This is a genomic window from Methanosarcina spelaei, assembly GCF_002287235.1.
In the GTDB taxonomy this organism is placed as follows: domain Archaea; phylum Halobacteriota; class Methanosarcinia; order Methanosarcinales; family Methanosarcinaceae; genus Methanosarcina; species Methanosarcina spelaei.
Window position 1 is genome coordinate 1 of record NZ_LMVP01000400.1, and the last position, 466, is coordinate 466.

At 47.4% G+C, this 466-nt stretch carries 1 protein-coding gene; it reads left to right on the forward strand.

Annotated features, from left to right (window positions below; genetic code table 11):
• Positions 1–466: PGF-pre-PGF domain-containing protein (locus tag ASJ81_RS15235; protein WP_141241763.1), on the forward strand; the 466-nt coding region annotated here is incomplete at both ends.

The following is a 466-nucleotide window of genomic DNA, read 5'->3' on the forward strand; positions in this document are numbered from 1 at the left end:
TAAATGAAAACGGCACTTCCGTGGCAAAACCTATTACAATAACTGTCACGCAAGAAAGCAGTTCAGATGACGATGACGATGATGACGGAGGCGGCCACAGTAGTGGCGGTGGTAGCAGTGGTGGCGGTGGAGGCGGTGGCTCCCCTGAACCTCAAACTAATGTCCAGGTCAAGGAACTTTCAAAGGCACAGGTTACAAACGGAAAGCCTGTACTGTTTGATTTTACAAACAATGCAACCTGTGTTGTGTATGTTAGCTTTGATGCAAAGAAGACTGCAGGCAAGATCACAACCATTGCCGAGCAGCTCAAAGGAAAATCCACTCTGACTTCAGTACTGGACTCGGGTGATGTCTATAAGTACTTCAACCTCTGGGTCGGAAACAGCGGATTTGCAAGCGAAAAGAACATTGGAAACCCTGTAGTGTGCTTCAAGGTTGAAAAGTCCTGGCTGCAGGATAAGAAGGT